Annotated in this window: 18 protein-coding genes; 8 read left to right on the forward strand and 10 right to left on the reverse strand. The window is 34.5% G+C overall.

What is annotated here, in order from left to right; translation table 11 throughout:
- Positions 1-221: 221 nt before the first annotated feature.
- From RMO83_RS02675 to RMO83_RS02705, 7 genes are all read right to left on the reverse strand, one after another.
- Positions 222-1451 carry a peptidylprolyl isomerase gene (locus RMO83_RS02675; RefSeq protein ID WP_310558127.1) on the reverse strand — a complete coding sequence of 410 codons (1230 nt, stop codon included), beginning with the start codon at positions 1449-1451 and terminating at the stop codon, positions 222-224.
- Positions 1452-1563: 112 nt separating this feature from the next.
- Positions 1564-2679 carry a peptidylprolyl isomerase gene (locus RMO83_RS02680; protein WP_310558128.1) on the reverse strand — a complete coding sequence of 372 codons (1116 nt, stop codon included), beginning with the start codon at positions 2677-2679 and terminating at the stop codon, positions 1564-1566.
- Between the two features lie 6 nt (positions 2680-2685).
- The gene (gene gldI, locus RMO83_RS02685) at positions 2686-3351 is read right to left on the reverse strand and encodes a gliding motility-associated peptidyl-prolyl isomerase GldI (RefSeq protein ID WP_310558129.1); all 666 of its coding nucleotides are present in this window, start codon (positions 3349-3351) and stop codon (positions 2686-2688) included.
- A gap of 8 nt (positions 3352-3359) precedes the next feature.
- On the reverse strand, positions 3360-4364 hold the full coding sequence (locus tag RMO83_RS02690; protein WP_310558130.1) for a bifunctional oligoribonuclease/PAP phosphatase NrnA: 1005 nt from the start codon (positions 4362-4364) through the stop codon (positions 3360-3362).
- Between the two features lie 69 nt (positions 4365-4433).
- Positions 4434-5690, reverse strand: a complete 1257-nt coding sequence (locus RMO83_RS02695; protein ID WP_310558131.1) for a voltage-gated chloride channel family protein — start codon at positions 5688-5690, stop codon at positions 4434-4436.
- A gap of 29 nt (positions 5691-5719) precedes the next feature.
- Positions 5720-8944, reverse strand: a complete 3225-nt coding sequence (locus RMO83_RS02700; protein WP_310558132.1) for a T9SS type B sorting domain-containing protein — start codon at positions 8942-8944, stop codon at positions 5720-5722.
- A gap of 83 nt (positions 8945-9027) precedes the next feature.
- A complete protein-coding gene (locus tag RMO83_RS02705) occupies positions 9028-9414 on the reverse strand; it encodes a RidA family protein (protein WP_310558133.1) in 387 nt (128 codons plus the stop codon).
- Positions 9415-9687: 273 nt separating this feature from the next.
- On the opposite strand from RMO83_RS02705, the gene RMO83_RS02710 reads away from it, so the two are divergent.
- From RMO83_RS02710 to RMO83_RS02735, 6 genes are all read left to right on the forward strand, one after another.
- Positions 9688-10284, forward strand: a complete 597-nt coding sequence (locus tag RMO83_RS02710) for a hypothetical protein (protein WP_310558134.1) — start codon at positions 9688-9690, stop codon at positions 10282-10284.
- 264 nt (positions 10285-10548) lie between these two features.
- The gene (locus RMO83_RS02715) at positions 10549-11232 is read left to right on the forward strand and encodes a hypothetical protein (RefSeq protein ID WP_310558135.1); all 684 of its coding nucleotides are present in this window, start codon (positions 10549-10551) and stop codon (positions 11230-11232) included.
- A 60-nt stretch (positions 11233-11292) separates the two neighbouring features.
- Positions 11293-12822, forward strand: a complete 1530-nt coding sequence (gene guaA, locus RMO83_RS02720) for a glutamine-hydrolyzing GMP synthase (protein ID WP_310558136.1) — start codon at positions 11293-11295, stop codon at positions 12820-12822.
- Between the two features lie 123 nt (positions 12823-12945).
- Positions 12946-14706: a LysM peptidoglycan-binding domain-containing protein gene (locus tag RMO83_RS02725; RefSeq protein WP_310558137.1), complete on the forward strand. Its 1761-nt coding sequence runs from the start codon at positions 12946-12948 to the stop codon at positions 14704-14706.
- A 109-nt stretch (positions 14707-14815) separates the two neighbouring features.
- Positions 14816-15217: an OsmC family protein gene (locus RMO83_RS02730; RefSeq protein WP_310558138.1), complete on the forward strand. Its 402-nt coding sequence runs from the start codon at positions 14816-14818 to the stop codon at positions 15215-15217.
- 130 nt (positions 15218-15347) lie between these two features.
- A complete protein-coding gene (locus tag RMO83_RS02735; protein WP_310558139.1) occupies positions 15348-15581 on the forward strand; it encodes a DUF3820 family protein in 234 nt (77 codons plus the stop codon).
- An 11-nt stretch (positions 15582-15592) separates the two neighbouring features.
- Here RMO83_RS02735 and RMO83_RS02740 read toward each other — a convergent pair whose 3' ends face one another.
- Positions 15593-16036: a DUF4268 domain-containing protein gene (locus RMO83_RS02740; protein WP_310558140.1), complete on the reverse strand. Its 444-nt coding sequence runs from the start codon at positions 16034-16036 to the stop codon at positions 15593-15595.
- A 138-nt stretch (positions 16037-16174) separates the two neighbouring features.
- Between RMO83_RS02740 and RMO83_RS02745 the strand changes: the two genes are divergently transcribed.
- Positions 16175-16813, forward strand: a complete 639-nt coding sequence (locus RMO83_RS02745) for a CoA pyrophosphatase (RefSeq protein ID WP_310558141.1) — start codon at positions 16175-16177, stop codon at positions 16811-16813.
- Between the two features lie 52 nt (positions 16814-16865).
- On the forward strand, positions 16866-17675 hold the full coding sequence (locus tag RMO83_RS02750) for a lysophospholipid acyltransferase family protein (RefSeq protein ID WP_310558142.1): 810 nt from the start codon (positions 16866-16868) through the stop codon (positions 17673-17675).
- 33 nt (positions 17676-17708) lie between these two features.
- Here RMO83_RS02750 and RMO83_RS02755 read toward each other — a convergent pair whose 3' ends face one another.
- On the reverse strand, positions 17709-18338 hold the full coding sequence (locus tag RMO83_RS02755) for a hypothetical protein (RefSeq protein ID WP_310558143.1): 630 nt from the start codon (positions 18336-18338) through the stop codon (positions 17709-17711).
- 93 nt (positions 18339-18431) lie between these two features.
- Complete coding sequence (locus RMO83_RS02760) at positions 18432-18926, reverse strand: sigma-70 family RNA polymerase sigma factor (RefSeq protein ID WP_310558144.1); 495 nt, start codon at positions 18924-18926, stop codon at positions 18432-18434.
- Positions 18927-19061: the final 135 nt, after the last annotated feature.

Raw genomic sequence — 19061 nt, forward strand, 5'->3', positions numbered from 1 at the left:
AATCAACTGTCCGAAAACAGATTTTGTCGAAAAATAGCTATTTTTGTCCATCGTAATTTATGTTTTGCAATACAAAAATACGATTCTTTGAAAGAAGCCATTAATTTGGCTTCTTTTTTATCGGACAATAATGATTTTAAATAACAAACCCGACAAGTTATTGCGACTTATCGGGTTTATTTATTAAAATTCGCGTCTTCGTGATTTAGCCGTAGAAAAGGCTATTTTGGTTCTACTTTATTTTCGATCATTTCAATTTCGAAAATGAGCATTGTATTGGGCGGAATTATTCCTCCAGCACCTCTTTCGCCATAAGCAAGATTCGATGGTAAATAGATAATAGCTTTTTCTCCAAACGAAATCAGGCTCAATCCTTCAAGGAATCCCGGAATCATACCGTCTTTTTTCCCAGCTTCGAAAGGGAATCCTTTATATCCTCCTTGCGAATCTCTATTAGCATCATATTTTCCGTAGGTTTTACATACATCGGCATAGCTGCTGTCAAAAAGGTTTCCGTCTTCAAAATAGCCTGCATAATTAAAATAGAACGTAGTGCCGTCAGCTGGTTTTACACCCGTTCCTTTTTGCGTTATTTTATATGCTAATCCAGATGGAGTAGTGGTTGCAGAAGCTTTTTCGGCGGCAAAATAAGCTGCTTTTGCTTTGATGACGCTACCATATTGTTCTTCGTAAACTTTTTTGGCTTCGGCCTGAATTTCGGCTTGTTTTTTCTGGTTTTCAGCATCTATTACCGCTTGCTTTTTGGCATCTTCAGCTTTATTGCTATAATAATCTGCAAATACTTTAGGGGCATCAAATGCCTTAGCGGCAGTTCCTTTTCGACTGATGGTCATTTTAAGAATTACATCGTCTTGCGCAATTTTGTTTACTACATCCATTCCTTGAGTTACGTGACCAAAAACGGTATGTTTTCCGTCTAGCCAAGGCGTTTCTTTGTGGGTGATAAAGAACTGACTTCCGTTGGTTGCGGGACCAGAATTAGCCATAGAAAGAATACCGCCTTTGTTGTGTTTTAAATCGGTGATTTCGTCTTTGAAAGCATAACCACAACCTCCAGAACCATTTCCTGATGGGTCTCCGCCTTGAATCATAAAATCAGCAATTACGCGGTGAAACTTTAGGCCATCGTAAAATGGTTTTCCTTTTAGTTTGGCGTCGGTCACAAAGGTGTTTGTCCCTTCGGCTAGCGAAATGAAATTAGCTACAGTAATGGGCGTTTTTTTGTATTCTAATTCTAGAATGATTGTTCCTTTATTGGTAACAATGCTGGCAAAAATTCCTTCTACAACAGCTGCGGGTTTTGGAGTTGCTTTTGGAGTTGTTTTAATAGTTGCTGTTGGCTTTTTGGCTGCTGCGGTTGGTTTTTTGGCAGTTTGCGCCTGAATGTTTAACATTCCTAAAAATAGTAATACTAAGATTTTTGATTTCATATGGATTAATTTAAATATTTATAATTGTATGACGGTTTTTATTTGGTAACTCTAATTTCTAACTTCCAACTTCTAACTTCTAGCTTCTAGCTTCTAACTTCTAACTTCTAACCTATTTTGGCATTTTTTCTAACAACTCGATTTCGAAAATAATATTGGCATTCGGAGGGATAACTCCGCCTGCTCCAGCTTCGCCATAACCCAGCCGTGAAGGGATGAAAATGGTAGCTTTATCTCCAAAAGACAGTTGCTCAATTCCCTCGATAAATCCCGGTATCAAGCCGTCTTTTTTTCCAGCTTGAAATGGAATAGGTTGGTAGCCGTTTTGGGCAGCTCGATTGGCATCAAATTTACCAAAAGTTTTACAAATGGCTTCAATACTCGAATCAAATAGGCTTCCGTTTTCGAGATATCCAGCATAATGAATGTAAACATTAGCTCCAGCCGAAGGTTTTTTGCCTCCTGCTTTTTTGGTGATAACATATTTTAATCCGGTTGGCGTTGTGGTAGCTTTGGCTTTCAAAGCGTTAAATTCAGCTACTTTTTGGTCGAAAACGGCTTGGTATTGCGCATTTGCAGCAGCTTCGACAGCCATTTTATTTTTTTGATTCTCGGCTTCTACCGTGTAGTAATCCCGAAAAGTTTTGACAGCATCAAACTTTTTGGCCGCTTCACCATTTCTTATGATAGTGACCTTAACCATAAAATCACCTTGCTCGATTTTGTTGACCACATCCATTCCTTTTCCGACTACTTGACCAAAAATGGTGTGTTTCCCTTCTAACCAAGGGGTTTCAAGATGCGTGATAAAAAATTGACTGCTGTTGGTTGCGAGTCCATTATTGGCCATAGCCAAAACGCCTCCTTTATCAAATTTCATTTCGGTAATTTCATCTTTGAATTTATACCCCGTGTCGCCGGAGCCAGTTCCTAAAGGATCGCCACCTTGAATCATAAATTCTGGAATGACTCTGTGAAATTTCAATCCGTCGTAAAAAGGTTTGCTTTTAAGATTGTCGTTAGTAATGAATTCATTTTTTCCTTCGGCCAATGTCACGAAATTAGCTACTGTGATTGGCGTTTTGTCATAAAACAATTTCGTTATTATTGTTCCTTTGTTGGTTTCGATTTGGGCGTATAAACCATCAGGAAGATTGTTTTTTTCCTCTTTGCAAGAATAGAGGAAGGCTGTTAGTAGTAATGATAGAAATAGAATGCTTTTTTTCATTTGATTTTAATTGGTTAAACTGTCTTTAATCGTGTTTATGGGTTTTTTTTGAGTTGTTGTTTCTTCATTTGGAACTTGATTTAATGCGTCAGTCTTCCGAAGCAGAATTTCTTTTTTGAATGCGACTTCAGAGATAAAATTATGCAAGGTCACAGTGCACAGTAAAGGTTGGTTGGTGCCAATTTTTTTGTCGTCACCGTGATAACCGTAAGCAATATGTGATGGGAAAAGAAAAATTACTTTTTCATTTTTGTGCATCAATTTGATGCCTTCACGCAGACCAGTCATGATATTTTGCTTATCGATGGCATACGTTTGAGGTTTTAGTTCCACTTGCGAATAGATGATTCTCCCTTTTAAATCTTTGATTTCGTACTCAAAAAAAGCAACATCTCCTTTTTTTGGAGTTAGAGTGTCTATTGGGTTTTGAACTAAATACGTGTACCAATAACCTTTGGTAGAAGCCATATATTTTACTTTCGGATTGCTTTTTATTAAAGCATCGATTTGACCTTCTTCAGTAGCAACTAACTTTTTATTTCGTTCAGCCGATTTTTTCATAAAAGTTCCCGATGCCTGCGAAACGGGTCTCCGGGCTTCCTGACTTTGTTTGCAACCTGAAATCAAAAGGGTCATCAGGAATGCCACTAAAATTATTTTGTTATAGTTCATTTTACACTTTATGTTTTTAATTTGCTGACCAAATTTTCAAATTTCATTACCGTTTCTTCCATAGATGCTTCCGATTTTCCACCGGCAGCATTGCGATGACCACCTCCGTTAAAATGTTCTCTGGCAAATAGATTAACATCAAAATCACCTTGTGAACGGAGCGAAATTTTAATGATTTTTTCTTCGGCATTTTCTATAAAAATAGCGGTGAACACAATGCCTTTGATACTTAAACCATAATTTACAATGCCTTCGGTATCGCCTTTTATATAATTGAAATGATCTAATTCTTGTTGTGTAAGCGTGGTGTAAGTTGTTTTATGCTCCATTAAAATTTTCATATTTTGGAGCGCTCTTCCCAATAATTGTAATCTATCATACGAACTGTTATCGTAAAGTAGTGCTGGAATCTCACTGTTTTCGACACCTAAATCAATTAAATCGGCGATGATTCGATGCGTGGTTCCGGTTGTTTTCGGGAAACGAAACGAACCCGAATCGGTTAAAATTCCTGTATAAATGCAAGTTCCAATGGTTTTGTCGATGTCTGCTGTTTTGCCTAGTGCCGCAATAAAATGATACAACATTTCGCAAGTAGATCCAAAATTAGTATCCGAATAAGTGACTGCAGCATAATCGTCTGGCGATTGATGGTGGTCAATCATAACAAAAGGGACTACAAGTTTTTCGAGCACCTTTTCCATTTCGCCCACACGATGCAACGCATTGAAATCTAAAGTAAAAATCAATTCAGCTTCTTCAAGTAGATTGGTGCATTTTTTTTTGTCTTTTTCGAATACTTTTACGGTTTCAGAACCAGGCATCCAAGCTAAAAAATCGGGAAACTCATTAGGAGAAATCACAACCGGATATTGATTGTTTTTGAGTAAAAAATGATACAACCCAAGAGTCGAGCCCATTGCATCGCCATCAGGGCTTCGATGCGGAATAATGGCAATTTTTTTTGGTGTGGATAATAATTCTTGTATGGTTTGTATATCTTGTATTTTCATAGTTTGCGAATTTACATTTTTTTAGTCTAAAGTTGAAAACATTTGTAGATTTAACAAACTTTTACGACACTACAAATCTTCAAGATTGGTTCTTTTAAAGCGTTGGTATAATTTATATTTAGTTCCTTTTACGATTTGTGATTTATAAATACCAACTGAACCCGCAGAATAGTATGCTACAATACAGGCAATGCCAATGAATAATCCACTTTCTAAACCGAAAAGTTCCATTCCCATAACAGTACAAGCAATAGGAGTGTGGGTGGCGCCCGAAAATACGGCTACAAATCCCATTCCTGCCAAAAGTGCAATCGGTAAAGGAATATAAATTGATAAAAAACTTCCCAGTGCGGCTCCAACGAAAAATAGCGGCGTTACTTCGCCACCCTTGAAACCAGCTCCTAGAGTGAAACTTGTCAACACTATTTTGAGCAGAAAATCATACCATTGATTGGTTGTTGAGAAGGATGCGACGATGGTTGGAATTCCCAACCCAATATATTTTGTAGTTCCAACAAGGTAAATGGTGATTGCCAAAATAATTCCTCCTACAAACGGACGAAGAGGTGGATAGGGAATGGTTTTTGAAAATAGTCTTCCCCAAAAATGTGTAGTTCTAGAAAACAACATCGCGGATAAACCAAATAAAACACCTGCAATAATGACCCAGAGAAAATTGATTATGGTAAGTTGAGGAACACTTGGAATAGAATAATGAGTATGTTTTATCTGCAAAAATTCTACCGTAAAATAGGCGATATAACTGGTAATGAACGATAAAGTAATACTTTTGAAACTAATTTTACTAAAATACAAAACCTCCAAAGCAAACAAAGCTCCAGCCAAAGGAGTTCCAAAAATCGAAGCAAAACCTGCACTGATTCCCAAAATATGGAGCGTTTTTCTATCGGAATTATTGAGTTTTAACAAACCTTTGAATTGGTCTGCTATGGCGCCACTCATTTGTACAGCGGTGCCTTCGCGACCTGCTGAACCGCCAAAAAGATGGGTAATTAAAGTACCGAAAAGCACCATCGGTGCCATTTTGAGCGGAATGGTTTTCTTGGGGTTTTCGTATTCTTCCAGCAACAAATTATTGCCTTTTACTACATCAGTTCCGTAAAAGTGGTACAATAATCCTATGGCAAGTCCGCCTAGCGGCAAGAACCAAATAATCCAATAATGGAGTTCTCTATAGTTCGTAACCCATTCTAGCGATACCAAAAAAAAAGCCGAAGCACAACCCGAAAAAAAGCCTATCAAAACACAAATGAAAATCCATTTGAGAATGTTGAGGTATATTTCTTTTTTTTTAATTGATTTCAAAACTTCAATTGGATTGTGAGTTTATGATTTTATCTTTTTAATGTAAAATGCCCCTTAAATACTTTTCCATCGGCTCTATTTACTACAAACCAATAATCTGTAGTAGGAAGTATGCGTCCTGAATAGGTACCATCCCATCCAGCATCTTCTCCTTTAAAGCTTGTAATGAATTTACCGAATCTATCATATATTGAAACTTTTAAATTGGGTTCGTAGATCGAATATTTGATATTCCAAAAATCATTGTAACCATCTTTGTTTGGCGTGAAATATTTGGGATAGTTTAGTATATAAATTTCATCGTCTGAAATTCCACAACCTTTTTTATCACGTACATATACTCTGAAAACTCCTATGTCTAAATTATCAAAATCAGGGCTGTCTTGATAATTCAAATTATCTAATGAGTATTCATAATCACCCAAACCAGTTACAAAAACTGAAATTGAGTTTTGGTTAGTAGTCCAATCATTAATGATTATATTATCAATAGTTGCAATACTAGATTTTACAACAGTGATTGTTTCTTCTGTCTCACAAAATCTTGTACCATAATTATTAGAAACTTTGACTGTATAGTCGCCATCCGATTTTATTTCGATACTTTGAGTTTTTTCAGAAGTTGACCATTGATAAGAATCAAATCCGGGTCCGGCATCAAGCGTAATTGGTGATTTATCACAAATTGTCCTGTTTTTATTTATGTTTAAGATCGGCTTAACTAGAACAATAATATTAAAATTAATAATAAATGGACAACTATTTTTTCCTGTAGCTTTAATATATATAGTTTGTGGACTAGATACATTAACATAGTTTTGAGGAACTGCATTTGTTTCTAAAAAAGCATCCTTTTCTGATAAATAATAAGTAAATGTATAAGTATCTAATGGCAAAATAGCAGAGATTTCGGGTGTTTTTAAACTTAGATCAAAATTAAGAAAACCATCATAATCAGTATCACATTTGAATTCATCCGTTATTATATGTCTTGTAACTGGAAGAACATTTAATTTTAACTCTGCAATTGAAAAACAAATATTGGGATTCATTACTTTTACAAATACAGTTTGTGGATTTGTAACGTTCTCATAACTTAAAAAATTTGGTATTGGGATGTTTTTATTTAAGTTATCTAAAGTCGCATAATATGAAAACGTTAGACCAGGATCAGTACTGATTGAATTATTGCTTTCAGTTAAGTTGAAGTTGGCAGAACCGTTAATATTTTCTTGACAATTTGTTATTGTTGTTGGAGCAACCACGGTCTTATTATATACATCTAATGTCAGTTGAGTAATCTCAAAACAATTGGCGTTGTAGGTTCTAACATACACTATTTGGGGATTAGTAAGGTTGGTATAATTCGTGAAATTGGTAATTTCATTAATGTTATTTTGCGCATTTGAATTAGTCAAAAAATAAGAAAAATTAGTTCCGGGTATACTAGTGATTAATGAATTTTTAGACGTTAGGTCAAATGTAGTTTTCTCATCAAAATCATCATCACATCCTCTAATTGATTGCGGTGTTAATATAAATTGTTCAAAAACACGTAAAGTAAGTTCTGCAACATCTAAACAAATTGAATTGACAATTACTTTCACATAGATTATTTGATTATTTACAGTATTTACGTAATTCGTCGGATCTGCAATTGGCACATCTTTATTTAAATTATCCAGTGAACTATAAAATGTATACTTTGGGTTGTCAAATGTATTCTCAATATAATCATTCAAATTAAAAGTAGTTGTGGTTGATCCAATTACACATCTTCTTAATTCACTATTGGGTAAAATTAAAGTGTTAAAAACGCTGACTTTAAAAGGTATTCTTTCTGAAACACAGCCATTTTGAGTTGTCTCAACGTAATAATAAACATATTCTGCAGGAATTGCTGATGGATTAGTTAAAATTGGAGTAGTAAAAGAAGATGATGTACCAATAATTGTTCCTCCTACTGCGGCATCATACCATTTAATGGAAGAAGTAGGTGATGTGACATTTGCAAAAGGGTCATAATTTGTAGAATTTCCTGAGCATAATAAATAGTTTTGCTCTTTCAAGGGAGCTAAAAAAGGATGTGTCGAGACCTTAAAATTCAACAAAATTGAAGAGCAGTTTGATTGTGCGGTAACTTTGAAATTAACCGATGAATTAGGAGCAAGAGTCAAAACATTAGTTTCTCCATAAGGTGTCGCAAAATATTCTTCTGGTTCCCAGTGCCATAAATAGTCATCGCCGTTTTGAACTGATAAATTTAGTAATTCATTTTCACATTTATTAAAATTGCTGTTTTCTATGATGGGTATAGAATTTAAACTAACTTCGGGTAAAGTTTGTTCCAGCGCAACTTCTAAATCACTCTCTTTTAGGATGTATGTAAATGCTAATTTTTTTGTTTCTCCGGGTGCTATATTGCCAATAAAATACGAAATTCCAATTCCAGTGTCATAAGTTTGCGTTCCAGTATATTGGTAGTTAGTTGTATTTGTTCTATTATGAATAACCTCAATTAAGTCATTTTCTATAGGTGTCAATGAATTATTTATAATAAATGGTTTTGCTCGACAATCTTTTGTTCCTAAACCTAAAAAACAATTGGTATATGATAATCCAGTTGCTGATACTAATGTGTTATTCTTAGTGTTTGGTAAAGTATAAAGAATATCATTCTTTGTGTCATAAGATCCAGAAAGAGTTATTTCGTTGTCTGGATCTAAAGTTCTAAGATAATATACATTGTTCATTGTGGTAGAAGTAGTATTTGTTAACTCTACCCTCACGATAAAAAAGACCTGATTTTTAGGAACTATTGTTTTTTGTCTAATCCTTAAACCCTTTATAGTACCTTCCCATAAACTAATTTCATTAGATTCAACAGTTGTAATAGATACATTTGTTCCTTTTATGTCTTTTCTTCCAGCATTCCAGTTGTGAAATACAGCATTATTAAATTGTAAAGAAAACCCCTCTTGAGGTCTTCCTGGGTAGAAAAAATCGCCGTAATAATTTGGCGTTCCAACATTCCAACCATCTTGATCTGGATCGGCTACAAAACCTAAGTTTCGCTGTGAGTTGTTGTTCCTTGCATGGAAGCTTAATGGAGCTTCATTATCTGTTCCAAAAATACCACAGTTATTTACACCAACTTCTACATTATTTCCTTTAATAAACGCTTCGTTTGAAATAATTTGAGAAAATAAAATATTGCTAAATAATAAAAGAACTAAAGTTTTAGTTTTTAACATAAATTGGTATTGTATTTTTGGATAATAAAATGTGTAGTTGGGGTAATTTGTTTTTGATGATTGCTACGCAAAACATTAAAATATTATTCACTAGCAATCGCCGTAAATTCAATTTCTACCAAATATTCTGGAGCTACTAATTTGCTTATTTCATAAAAACCTGTTGTAGGTTTGATGTCTTTAAAAAAAGTGGCGTGCGCTTTGGCAACGGCTTCAAATGAAGTAATGTCGGTAGTAAAAATTCGAGTGCGAATCACATCTTTCATTCCCACATTCAAGTCTTCAAGTACTTTTTCAATTCTTTCCAAAATGTTTAGGGTTTGTGCATAAGCATCATCGGCTTTTACTTTTTCACCATCCACAATGGCTACTGTTCCTGATACTTCAATGATGTTTCCAATGCGAACTGCACGACAATAGCCCATTTTGTCTTCCCAAGGTGATCCTGTCAAGATGTTTTCTCTTTTCATTTTGTTTGTTTTTCTTGTGTTGTGTTGATTTTTAGTGTTTTGAAATTCAATTCCAATTATGGTTTAATTTTTGCAATTTATGAAAAACAAAGAAATAAAAGCGTTGCTATTTAATTAAAAAGTGAATGAAGCAAATTAATTTTACAATTACATAATTCACTGATTTGAAATAAATTCTGTAATTGAATGTTATATAATAAGAGTTGAAGCACGCTAATTTTCGGTTTTAGATTTTTAGACTTAAATGCATAGATTTCCTTAATTATAAACATTATGAAAAAAATATTGTTTTACGTTATTATACTAGGTCTATCTTTAAATGGATATGCGCAGGATGAATTCAAGACCAAATATAAGCCAATTCCAGCCAAGAATTCGAAAAATAATAAGCTAATTCCACCAAAAGTAATTTCACCAAAAGTCACTCAGCCGGAGGATGTGAAAGCACCTGTAAATGACTTTGTAAATCCTGAGGATATTTTTCTGAATAGTAATCTGTACAAAAAAGAGTCCAATTATACTGGCGTTTTTTATAGAAGAAATCAATATTTAGGGAGTTTCAAAACCAAATCATTCACTTCTACCATTCGGTATAAAGATGCAGCTTTTGTTGATGGTGATAAAATAAGAGTCTATCTCAACGATAAAATAATTGAACCTGAAGTGGTTTTGGACAGTGCATTTAAAGGATTCAAAATCACACTGGTTGATGGTATGAACAAAATTGATTTCGAAGCATTGAACGAAGGATTTGCTTCGCCAAACACAGCAGAATTTCAAGTTTATGATGAAAAAGGCATCGTAATTTCGGCAAGCCAATGGAATGTTGGAACAGGTTACAAAGCGACCATTATACTTATAAAAGAATAAAACAAATCTTTTCAGAAATCAATTTTACATTTTAACCACTATTTGAAGAAAATTATTTTATGTTATTTTTGTGAATTTTGATTACAGATTTCTATTATTTTTGGACTCTTTATCAAGGAGACGTATTAGAGTTCAAAATAGAGCTTGATACGTTTTATGTTTAAGACCAAAGAGGTTGTAGAAACATCATAGGTTTGCTCTATATTTTTAAAGGGTATTAATTCAATCGTTGATTGGCATAAATATTGATTCATCAAAAGAATTATGAAACAATTTCTTTTATTTATTTTTATCATTGGTTTAGCCACCAACAGCTATGGACAAATGGAATTTAGTTCTAAATTCAAAGCCATTCCGCCAGCAAATGTAAAGCCAAAACCTAAAAAAGAAACTTTACCACCGCCAGCAATCGATTTGCCTAAGATTGTAGCACCAAATCCAATAAAGGAAACTAATATCTTCGGTACAAAACCCAAACCCAACAATTCATTTGAAATAGGAACTCCCGAAAATCATTTTTCGATGACTCCAACGAATAAATTTGTCAATCCAGGTGATTTAGTAAAAGATCGATTGAATAAAAAAGCAGACAATGAAGACCAAATTGTTTTTCGAAGAAATCAGGATCTAGGAAGTTTTAAAACCAAATCACTAACGGCAAAATTAAGTTATCGTGATTATGGAGAAGTTGATGGCGACGAAATAAGAGTTTTAATAAACGATAGAACTATTGAAACTGGAATTTATTTAGACAGCGATTTCAAAGGATTTGAAATCACCTTAGTTGATGGGTTTAATAAAATTGATTTTGAAGCTCTCAATCAAGGAAAGTTAGGGCCCAATACGGCTGAATTCCGAATTTATGACGACAAAGGCGAACTTATTTCGTCAAGTCAATGGAATCTTGGCACAGGATTCAAAGCAACTATCATTATTACCAAAGAATAAAAAAACACTTTTCCTAAATTTCGATTTTTCATTCCCGATAATAAAAAGTATTTTTGCCAGATGCAACACAACGTACTTATTTTAGATTTCGGATCGCAATACACACAACTTATTGCCCGACGAGTTCGCGAATTAAATATTTTCTGCGAAATTTTCCCTTACAATCATTTCCCCGATGATTTATCCTCTTATAAAGCAGTAATTCTTGGCGGAAGCCCATTTTCTGTTCGCGGAGAAGACGCTGCACACCCAGATTTATCACAAATTAGAGGAAAATTGCCAATGCTTGCCGTTTGTTACGGAGCACAATATTTGGCCCATTTTAGCGGTGGCGAAGTCGCTGCATCCAACACCAGAGAATACGGAAGAGCTAATTTATCTTATATTAAAGAAGACGAAGTTTTCTTCGAAGGTGTTGCTGAAAATAGCCAAGTTTGGATGAGCCATAGCGATAGTATCAAGGCGCTTCCAACTAATGGTGTAAAGCTAGCGAGCACCCACGATGTGGAATTTGCTGCTTATAAAATTGAAGGAGAAACAACCTACGCCATTCAGTACCATCCCGAAGTTTTTCACTCTACCGATGGATCCAAAATGTTGCAGAATTTCTTGGTAAAAATTGCCGAAGTTCCTCAAAATTTCACGCCAAATGCTTTTGTTGAAGAAATCGTGGCCGAAATGAAAGAAAAATTACAAGACGATAAAGTCGTTCTTGGACTTTCTGGAGGTGTAGATTCTACGGTAGCAGCGGTTTTATTACACAAAGCCATTGGAAAAAATCTCTATTGTATTTTTGTCAATAACGGTCTGCTTCGAAAAGATGAATTCCAATCCGTTTTAGACCAATACGAAGGAATGGGATTGAATGTAAGAGGAGTTGATGCTTCCCAACGTTTTTACGATGCCTTGGCAGGAGTTTCTGATCCAGAATTAAAAAGAAAAGCCATAGGTAATGCTTTTGTCGAAGTTTTTGATGTAGAATCACATCGTATTGAAGATGTCAAATGGTTGGCACAAGGCACAATTTATCCTGACGTAATCGAATCGGTTTCGGTAAAAGGCCCATCGGCAACCATCAAATCGCATCATAATGTAGGCGGTTTACCAGATTATATGAAATTGAAAGTGGTGGAACCTTTGCGAATGCTTTTCAAGGACGAAGTGCGTAGAGTAGGAGCAACTTTAGGAATTGATCCTGAATTATTAGGAAGACATCCTTTTCCCGGACCTGGATTGTCGATTCGAATTTTAGGCGATATTACCTTAGAAAAAGTACAAATCTTGCAAGATGTTGATAAAGTTTTTATCGACGGATTAAAATCTTGGGGATTGTACGATCAAGTTTGGCAAGCGGGAGCGATTTTGCTTCCCGTAAATAGTGTAGGAGTAATGGGCGATGAGCGTACTTATGAAAAAGTTGTGGCACTTCGAGCAGTTCAATCTACAGACGGAATGACCGCTGACTGGGTGCATTTGCCTTATGAATTCTTGATGAAAGTCTCTAACGACATTATCAATAAAGTAAAAGGTGTGAATAGAGTGGTGTACGACATCAGCTCAAAACCACCAGCAACTATTGAATGGGAATAGCAAAATAGTTATTGCTTTCAAATGAAAATTATGTGAATTATGTAAAAACGGTATCAAATTTTGGATTAAAATTTGATACCGTTTTGCTATCTTTGGAAAACTAATTTTTTATAAAAAAGAAGGATGAAATATTTTATAACGGTGTGTTTGGCTACTTTGGTTTTTTCTTTAAACAGTTTTTCTCAAGAAAGAAACACGACGCACAAGGTGGAAAAGGGTGAAACTATTACCCAAATTGCCCAAAAATACAAGGTCACACCTTATGATATATATCAATTAAACCCAGATGCGCAAAGTGGTTTAAAACCCAATACCGTTTTACTAATTCCGCAAAAAGGAATTAACAGCAAAGCCATTTCTAAAGGTATAACTCATAAAGTCGAACCCAAAGAAACTTTATTTGGTATCGAAAAAAAATACGGAGTTTCCGATGAATCCTTGAAAAAAGCCAATCCCGAATTGGAAAAATTAGGATTGCAAATCGGACAAACGCTTTTTATCCCTTCAAGTGCAGATTCAAAAATAGTGGTTTCCACTCCTGAAAAAGTAGTATATCACGAAGTACTTGCTAAGGAAACCAAATATTCTATTGCCAAACAATATGGAATCACTATTGAGGAATTAGAAAAAAGAAATCCTGAAATTGTTCCCAATTTAACTATTGGTTACAAACTTATCATCAAGGGAAATCAACCAAAAACGGACAAAATTAGTGTCATAGAATTGAAGAAAGATTCGATAAAGCAAATTCTTACTAAAACTGTTATTCCGCAAGAAACCGAAATTAAAAAAGTGTACACCTCATTATCAAAAAACTCGGATGACAGAAAAAAATTGGTTTTATTGTTGCCTTTTAATTTGGCTAAAATCGAAGGCGATACGATAAATTCGACCGCAACGCGTTTGAAAAAAGACAAGTTTTTGAATATGACGTTGGATTTTTATTCGGGTGCATTAATGGCAATAGATTCTGCTAAAACCATTGGGATTCCTGTTGATGTTAGTATTTTCGATTCGCAAGAAACAAAAAACAGCTCCAATATTTCGGTTATTCATCAGCAAAATAACTTAGAATCTGCCGATGCTATAATTGGTCCTTTTTATCAAAATAATGTCGAAAAAACGGCTGCTTTACTCAGTATTGCTAATGTTGCTGTGATTTCGCCATTGTCGAAAGATATTGGAAATTCATTTCCGAACTTGTACCAAACTATTCCAACTGCCGATGCGTTGAAAAGAGCTGTTTTCGATTATATGATCGCAAAAGAGGGAAATATTATTGCCGTTGTCGATAAGAAAAAAGAATCGGCACGACAATTTGTGCAACAAAATTATGCGGCAGTACAATTTGCTACTTTACTAGAAAACGGAAGCTTGTCAGTAGCAAATTTGAAAAGTTTGTTTGTAAAAGATAAAATGAATTATGTCGTTTTGGCATCTGAAAATACGGGAATGATCAAAAATACTATGGTAACAATGATGAGTGTTATGGCAAGTTATAATGTTGAATTGGTAATTTTGGAGCTTAACGAAACATTAGATACAGATGAAATTAGTTTTGAGAACTTAACCAAATTAAAACTAATGTACCCCTCGATAACTCGTGAAAATAACGCTGCCGAAGCACAAATTTTCAAAAAAGAATACAGAAAGAAAAACAAAATTTTACCAAGCACGTATGCCACTCGCGGTTTTGATGTAACTTTTGACACCATGTTGCGTTTGTCGCAAGGGAAAAGCTTTCAAGAAACTGCCGATGCTATGGCCACGCAGCAAGTTGATAATAAGTTTGAATATTATAAAAAACCAGATGGAGGGTACACTAATAAAGGGATCAACATATTGTATTATGATACGGATTTAACCATCAAGGAAGCGAATTGAGAAAGTGTTCAGTAATCAGTTTTTAGTGTTCAGTTTCGTTCTAACCCAAAACCCAAAAACGCAATACCTAACACCCAATACCTAACACCCAAAATCTAACACCCAAAAAATGACCTCAAAAGTAACTTACTTAGGCGATTTAAGAACTTTGTCAATTCACTTGCAATCTGGCAGCGAAATCATCTCGGATGCTCCATTAGATAACAACGGAAAAGGAGAAGCATTCTCGCCAACCGATACGGTTGCAAATGCTTTGGCCAGTTGTATGATGACTGTTATGGGAATCAAAGCTAGGGATTTGAATGTCGATTTCACTGGTGCTACAGCTGCTGTCACCAAAATTATGCAAGCCGACCCCAGAAGAATAAACACTATCGAAATTGTTTTTGATATGAACGTTGTTGTAGATGATAAAACCAAAACTATTTTAGAAAGAACCGCAATGACTTGTCCTGTTTTCTTAAGTTTGAATCCAGAAATCGAGAAAAAGATTAGTTTTAATTGGAAGTAAATTTCAGTATACAGTAATCAGTTTTTAGTGTTCAGTCAAAATAGTTCAACTTCCCACTTTTAACTCCCTACTCCCAACTTCCAAATTCCAACTTCCCACTTCCCACTTCCCACTCCTAACTTCTAACTTAATGGAACAAGACCAAAAACAACTTATCAAATTAGCGCATACCAAAATGCCGTTTGGTAAATATGAAGGTCGTTATCTCATTGATTTGCCGGAGTATTATGTGGTTTGGTATTCAAATAAAGGTTTCCCAAAAGGAGAGCTTGGGCAACAACTGCAACTCATTTATGAATTGAAACTCAACGGTCTCGAAGAATTAATTCGGAATATTAAAAAACGGTATCCAAAACCGTTATAAGAACTCTTTATTTAGATATTAATTTCCAAATCTCGAATGTAATCTCCATATTCCCAATAAAACATTTCGAAAGCATTCATTTTCTCAAAGAAAAAGACAAATATTTCGTCCCAATACGCCCTATTGCTGACGCCAACTCCTGTTTTTTCGACCCAAATTCTACTAATAGTTTTGCCGTTTTCGAGAGTAAAGTCTTTCTCAAAAACCAAATCTTTAACAAAGTCATCTTCTAAAATAGTTTTCAGAGATTCCAGTTTTTCAAAATAAAGAATTCGTTTTTCGTCACTTCGATGTTCGATATCAATTAAAACCTGAGCTTTTTTATTGTCAACATAAAACTTAAAAGAAAAATCTTTGATTTTAGTATCGTATAAAACCCATTTTCTAGGATATTTTTCTGCAAATGCAATCCAGAATTCCCGCTTCAATCGTTGAGTTTCTTCTTTGCTATACATTTTTGGTTTGTTGTTTGTAGTTTATTGTTTATGGTTTTGAAATTGCCATTGATATTGAAATTGTCATTGAAATTTGTTCTTAATTTTTTTTACACTATTTTTATAACGCATTCCAAAATGCAAAAATAAACTTTGATTATGGATTTCTACGATTTTTTAAAATATGTTCCAAAATTAGCAGAAGTTGCCCTTCCAGGCAGTAAAGCGCATTACAAAATGGCTCCTTTGGAACGAATTGAAAGTATGAAAAACGGGAATGTTTCTGGTATAAATCCCAAATCTGCCGCTGTAATGATGCTGTTTTATCCCAAGAACGGAAGAACCCATTTGGTGCTCATTGTTCGAAATTCTTATGAAGGCGTTCATTCTGCTCAAATAGCATTTCCAGGTGGAAAATACGAATCCAATGATGAAAATTTCCAGAATACAGCTTTGCGCGAAACCCACGAAGAAGTTGGAATTCATCCCGATAGTATTGAAATAATAATGCCATTTACCAATTTGTACATTCAACCAAGTAATTTTATGGTATATCCCTATTTGGGAATTTGTAGAGAGGAAATCGTTTTTATTCCAGATAGTACCGAAGTAGCGGATATAATCGAATTGCCATTGTCTGATTTTTTGAACGACAACTTGCTTACAAAAACGACAATGTCAACATCTTATGCTACAACTATCGAGATTCCAGCCTTCGAAATTAAGGGACACATCGTTTGGGGCGCAACGGCAATGATGTTGAGCGAATTGAAAGAAGTCTTAAAAAAAGTGCTTTAAACTATTAGTTTTCGTAAATTTGTCGTCCATATAATGACAAAATACAATTTTTATGGGATTATTTAAGAGAAATCCATTTGGCCACATTCTATTTATTAAAAAATTTTTAATTCGGATTTTTGCTGTTTTAACACACAAACGGTACAGAGGATTTAATAGTTTGAAGATAGAAGGTTCTGAAATCATCAAAAGTTTGCCAGATACAAATGTGCTTTTTATATCGAATCACCAAACTTATTTTGCTGATGTGGTAGCGATGTTTCATGTTTTTAATGCCAGTTTGAGCGGTCGTCAAGATTCCATAAAAAACATTGGATACATTTGGCAACCCAAGATGAATGTCTATTATGTTGCTGCAAAAGAAACTATGCAAGCTGGATTGCTACCCAGAATTATGGCTTACGTTGGAGCCATTACCGTTGAAAGAACGTGGCGTTCTTGCGGCAAAGACGTGACCGAAAAACGTGATGTAAACCCCAATGACACTGAAAACATTAAAATCGCCTTAGCCGATGGTTGGGTAATTACGTTTCCGCAAGGAACCACAAAATCATTTAAACCCGTTCGAAAGGGAACTGCGCACATCATCAAGCAACACCGACCTATTGTGGTTCCCATTGTAATTGATGGATTCCGTCGCTCGTTTGACAAAAAAGGGTTGCGAATGAAAAAGAAAAATATCTTACAATCCTTCATCATCAAACCTCCTTTAGAAATAGATTATGACAATGATACTATCGATCAGATTGTCGAAAAAGTAGAATATGCTATCGAGCAACATCAATCTTTCCTAAAAGTAATTCCTGCCGAAGAACTAAAAGCAGCTGAAGAATTAAACAAATTGAGACAATGGGAATATTAGAAAAAAAAGTTCGCCGCGGCGAACTCTTTTTTTTTATAAATCTATTTTTTTTAACTCACTATAATTCCGATACAGTTTTTTAAGTAAAATCCCGTACAGTAGTTTATAAAACAACCAAAATAAACTCAAAAAAACTGCAATTATCAAAATTAAAATCCCAATAGTGATAGCCATAACCTTACTGTCAGTTGCTATTTTATTGCTTAAAGCCAGTACTTCTGGGTTAGATGTAAAAGCGATAAAAAAACCAAATAACAAACTCAAAGTAGCCATTGCAAGATTATACCAAACATAACATTGTACCGTTTTTCGGGTTTTAAGAATGTCTTTCATTAATTGTTTTGTAGAAACGGTAGCTGTAATAGTAACGTAATTTTTATAAAAAAGATAGATAAAAACCAATATCACGGCATAGTTAAAAAAGTTTAGTACTTGAAAATAGATCAAATAGTCATCATATTTTGTGTTTTTAAGATAATCGTCAGTATTAAAAAACACACTAATTGAAGTCCAAAGCAAAATCTCCAAAATACTAATAATGAATATCCATTTCACAATCGAAGAGGATTTCATATGCAGCATTTTGTAAATTTCCAGTTCGGAAATCTGCTCAAAGGCATTGTTTTTTTGCCAATCTTTTTTTAATAAATCCAGCTCTTTCATTTGCAGATTTTTATTGTTTTTTATCGGTCAAATGTAATTCGCAAACTTCGTTGGTGCTTGTGACCAATTTTTATTTTGCTCATTTCATCTTCCTTAAGGATTTAGTATTTTTTTTAATTTCCCTTTTATTCTGTTCATTTTTACCCTTGCATTTACTTCGCTAATTCCCAATGTTTCTGATATTTCCCCATAATCTTTATCTTCTAAATACATAAAAACCAATGCTTTTTCAATGTCATTCAATTGATAAACCGCTTTGTACATTAATTTTAAACGTTCCTCTTCCTCATAATTATAATCGTCCTGACTAATAAAATATTGTTGCGATTCATAGTCCACCGTTTTTACCGTTCGAGTACTTTTTCGGTACAAAGTAATGGCAGTATTCAAAGCAACTCTATACGCCCAAGTGGAGAATTTACTATCACCACGAAACTTCGGAAAAGCCTTCCACAACTGAATTGTAATTTCCTGAAACAAATCCTTATGCGCGTCTTCACCATTCGTATACAACCTACAAATCTTGTGGATTATATTCTGATTGGACTTTAATTGCTGCACAAATGATTGTTCTAAATCGTTGCTCATATTAGTATTAGTGGAAAAAAAGTATATTTTGTTACAAATTAAGTATTTTTAAATCGGAGCAAGAAATTTTGGTTATTTAATACCAGTCGTCCCGCTTTTCGCTATATCTTTTTTACAGTCTAGTTTTTTTTAAGG

It is taken from the genome of Flavobacterium sp., assembly GCF_031423415.1.
Taxonomy (GTDB): domain Bacteria; phylum Bacteroidota; class Bacteroidia; order Flavobacteriales; family Flavobacteriaceae; genus Flavobacterium.